Genomic DNA, 4,540 nt, shown 5'->3' with positions numbered 1-4,540 from the left:
CATCCTCCTCCAGGTGCAGAAGAGCTAGTTTCTCCTCAATCTGCTCCCCGGTCCGCGCGGCCATGTCCGGCTGTTCTTCCTTGTAATGCGCATATTCATCCAGCAGCACTTCCAGCTCGGCTAACTCCTCATACGTATCAGCATGGCTCATCGGCGGGCAAAGATGTCCGATCAAACAGGCGGCTCCGCGCCGTTTCGCCTGAATTCCCTCGCCGAGAATCGTAACATAATACGGGTAAATATTAGGCAAATCCTGTAACGCCAGTTCAGGATAACAACGGTGCGAAAGCCCGGCATTTTTTCCCGGCAGCCATTCCAGCGAACCATGGGTTCCCACATGGATAACGGCATCAGCCTGCCAACTCTCTCTGATCCAAGCATAAAACGCAAAATAATGATGCGGCGGCGGGCAAGTTGGTGAATGAATGATTTTTGCGGGGTCTTCGCCAAAACCTCGCGGCGGCTGCAGCGTAATCATGACATTGCCGTTCATTATCCCTGGCACCAGCAGACTGTCATCAGCAAAAAACACATCCCCAGGCGGCAGGCCCCATTCCCTGATTAAATCCTCCCCGGTGCTCTGTTCCAATCCGTCAAACCAGGTTTTGTAACCATCTATACTAACCCTGCCTACCACCTTCGCAATTTGCTCATCAGTAAGAAATCTGCGGTCATTCGTGACCCCTGCCAGCAATGCATCCATAAGAGCTTGTCCGTTCTCCGGCAGCGAGTCGATAGTATACCCGGCGTTCGCCATCTCCCGTAACAGTCTCACTACACTTACCGGAGAATCCAGTCCTGCTGCGTTGCCGATATTGGCATTAGTCGGCGGATAATTGTGAAAAATAATGGCCACTTTCTTCTGGGCATTGTCTTTGTGACGCAAATTGACCCACTTTTTTGCCTTGTCTGCCAGCGCTGCTACCCGTTCGGCAACAGACATATATCTGCTGATGCCATAACGGTCGCTTTCTTTACTAGAAACTACCCCGCCATGAATAACACCGTCAAACTCTGGCTGCACCACATTGACCGAAAGCTCAACCGGGTTCATGCCGACAAAACCGTCCTGCCATTCTGACTGCGGGCGCAGCAAATTGTAAGCCTGAAGGATAGGGACATTCAAATTGCGCAAAAAGCCTGGCTGATTCTGCCTGCTCAGCGTAAGTCCCACTTTGAAAGTATTGATTACTGCAGATATAACCACATGCTCTTGCAGATAAAAAAACTTTTGTACCGCTTGACTTATCCCAGGCGCCTGCAAATGGATATTATCCTCCCACAAGCCAAATATCGCCAATGCGTCAAGCCCCCGCTTGTCCAATTCCCGGATGACGGCATCAATATAATCCGTATCCTGCCATATCCAGGACTCGCGCGAAAACAGGATACCGACCAGCGGGCGCTTGTGCGGACAAAACTCACTCAGATACTCATCTGTCGAAAGAAGGACTTTATCTTTGGCTTTGGGGTGATAGATTCCCTGCCAGACAAGCTCCTGCGGCAGCTTATACTCGCATGTTTCCTGGCCGCTTTTATTTGCCAACCACAATACAAGGTTCTGGTAATTACTGCTGCCACTCAACAGAATATAATCGCGAATTTGCTGTATTTCTACTTCCGTAAAACCACTAACCGTATTCTTGCTGCTATCGGCTGTCGACATAAAGGCATACGCAATCTTAGCTTGATTACGCAACCATTTAAGCGCCTTATCTGCTACTTCGCACTCATAAACCGGCCCTTGCCACAGAAAGATAACAATACTGCTTGCTTTAATCGCTGCCGCATGATGCTCTGACCAGGTTACAGAGGTGTCAAAAAAGTAACTCTGTATATTTGATGACATCATTTGGTTATTATGCAGATACTCACTGGTTTGCCGCAGCATCATATACTGCCTCTCGACATTAGTAAAAATAGTTACCATACCCAAACTCCTTTATCATCATATAAACTCACTGTTTGTTCTGCAGCTTTCGCAGCAAATACAAAAAATAAGGAACTCCCAACAGCGCCGTCATAATGCCTACACGTATTTCGGACGGGCAAATCAGCATCCGCCCAAGAGTATCGCAGACCACCAAAAACATACCACCGGCACAAGCACAAAATGGTAGCAGAATACGGTGGTCGGGACCTACCAGAATCCGTGAAATATGCGGAATGACCAAGCCCACAAACCCAATATTGCCGCTGACACAAACAGCAGTGGCTGTCGTCAGCGAAGCAATGGTTAATAAAAGCAACCGAAAAAGCACAACAGGCATCCCGACAGCTCGTGCTTCGGTTTCTCCAAGAACAAGAATATTGAGGTGACGCGCTAACAGTAACAACGTGCCAATTCCCAGACTGATAGGCCAAAAAGCCATATATACATGTTCCCAACGCCGGAAATCCAGACCACCAACCATCCAGAACAGGTACTGCTGCATTTTTTGTTCGTTGATATAGGTTAATATCCCTGATGTGACCGCCCCTAAAAGCATACTTACCGCCACTCCTGCCAGCAGCAGCGCCATCACCGGAATCTTCCCCTGCCTCATTACCAGCAAAAGAGTAATGCCGGCAGCACTGGTCGCACCAACAAAGGCGAACAACGGCATATAAAAAAGATTCAACACTGCAACACCGGAAGCAATAGCAATTACAACACCAAGAGCTGCCCCACTGGATACACCGATAATCCCGGGGTCTGCCAGATGATTGCCGAAAATCCCCTGCATAACCGCCCCAGATACAGCCAGCGCCGCACCTACCAGAAGTCCGGTTAATGTTCGCGGCATACGTATATACCATAAAATTGCTTGTTCTTCCAACACAACATCATTAGCACTAAAACCAGGCACATATAGCTGATAACCCAATACGGCAACAGCCCCGCCCAATGAAATATCAACCTGCCCAAGCAACAGAGAAAAAACTATGACAAGAAAAAAAGATAACACTAAAATCAAAATTTTGCGCCGATTGCGTCTATATAGATTCAGCATGGTGACCTTCTTTATCGAAAATTAAAAAAGTTCCGGATAAGCGGTTTTGGCAAACACCTCAATACTTTCCACAACATGATGTGAAGATACATAGCGGTATCTGTCAGAAATCATTTTTACTTGATGGTTGCGAACGGCATTAACATGCTGCAGGGCCGGGTCTGACATAAATTGCTGATAATAGTCATCAACACCGCTTCGTCCGTCATAATTCCAGGTTGGCAGCAAAAATATGTCAGGATTTACAGCTACAATCTGCTCTTTCGAAAGGCGATTTTCTCCCTGAATACTCCCTTTCTGGTTCTGGAGAGCGCCGTTACGCAAATGAGCATACTCGAAGATATCGGCCAGCAGATTATTTTTACTACCGATAACCCCGGTAAAATCAAATGCCATACAACACTTGCGTTTCTCCGGTGTAATCGAGGCTAATTTTTTTTCCACCTGCCGCAGACGTTCCTCCATTCGAACAAGAATATCTTGCCCTTTCTCCTCCTCACCCACCAGTTGGGCGAGCTTCATAACCCTTTGTTTTACTTCCTTCACACTTCTTGGACTATTGGAAATATATACCGGGATGCCAACTTCTCTCAGAGTTTGCACGGCTTCTGGCCGCAGCGTGGAAACAGTGATTAGCACCAAATCAGGCCTGAGGGCAATAATCGCCTCAGCATAAGGTACGGCCCGGTTGCTCACTTTTGCTGCCTGGTCGGGAGTAATAAAAGTAATGTCCATCTCACCCGCGTACCGGCTAAACGCAAGAATCCTATCCACACTCACAAGCTCCACCAATATCTCATCAATACCATACGCCAGCGACACAATACGTTTTGGCTTATCCGGCATTGTCATGGTATACCCGCTGTCATCAGTGACCGTATAACTATTTTCGGCTGGTAACACTTTGCCACCAACCGCCGGTCTGGCAGAACAGCCGGAAAGCATCATGCTAAACAAACAAATAATTAACAAATATGAAAATTCCCTCAATGTTAATAACAGCATGACTCAATCAAACCTCTTTCACTAAAAGGCTCACGCCTGACTGCACATGATTTATCTTAATCGCTAACGCAAGAATCCCGCCGCTGCTGGCGGTGTCAGTTCCAGTCAACCAGGTTCTCTTTCGCTTGTACCCCGATGTTTCAGACCTTTAAAAAAAAGCGCGGGCCATAATAGACCCGCAAAAACATGAAGGAGTTAGAAGAAATGGCAACAACTAAATAAGAAACTCCCGGTTGCCATGGCAGCCGGGAGGATTCTACAGGATAAATCTAAATAAAAACTCCTGGTCAATGACCAGGAGCAAATTCAGCATAACAACTTAACTCATCTGAAAATAAATTTCAAACAAGTTAATGCAACTGTAATCTCCTCCCCATCACTCGTGGGTAAAACGGCGATTTTTAGTCAGGCAGTTCTCCTGGCTCTGGATCATAGCTTGCCCAAACCTTCCCAAGACTTTCGTCCCAGTGGCATATCCTTGGGTTCACTCCCCATTACAGTGGCGGGACCGCGCCGGTTTTTCACCGGTCTTCCCTATTAAG

At 47.3% G+C, this 4,540-nt stretch carries 3 protein-coding genes and 1 riboswitch; all 3 genes read right to left on the bottom strand.

Annotated elements, in window-relative coordinates; genetic code table 11:
* On the bottom strand, positions 1-1,930 hold a 1,930-nt coding region (locus tag AC29Z1_RS13935; RefSeq protein WP_488272058.1), incomplete at its 3' end, for a cobaltochelatase subunit CobN.
* A 28-nt stretch (positions 1,931-1,958) separates the two neighbouring features.
* The gene (locus AC29Z1_RS13930; RefSeq protein ID WP_488272057.1) at positions 1,959-2,993 is read right to left on the bottom strand and encodes a FecCD family ABC transporter permease; all 1,035 of its coding nucleotides are present in this window, start codon (positions 2,991-2,993) and stop codon (positions 1,959-1,961) included.
* 21 nt (positions 2,994-3,014) lie between these two features.
* Positions 3,015-3,941, bottom strand: a complete 927-nt coding sequence (locus AC29Z1_RS13925) for an ABC transporter substrate-binding protein (RefSeq protein WP_488272059.1) — start codon at positions 3,939-3,941, stop codon at positions 3,015-3,017.
* A 448-nt stretch (positions 3,942-4,389) separates the two neighbouring features.
* Positions 4,390-4,540, bottom strand: a riboswitch (cobalamin riboswitch). This riboswitch is flagged as partial in the annotation.

The sequence above is a fragment of the Sporomusa sp. genome, from assembly GCF_057736855.1.
Note: the sequence above shows the minus strand (reverse complement) of the source record. Positions and strands in the feature narration are given on the sequence as shown.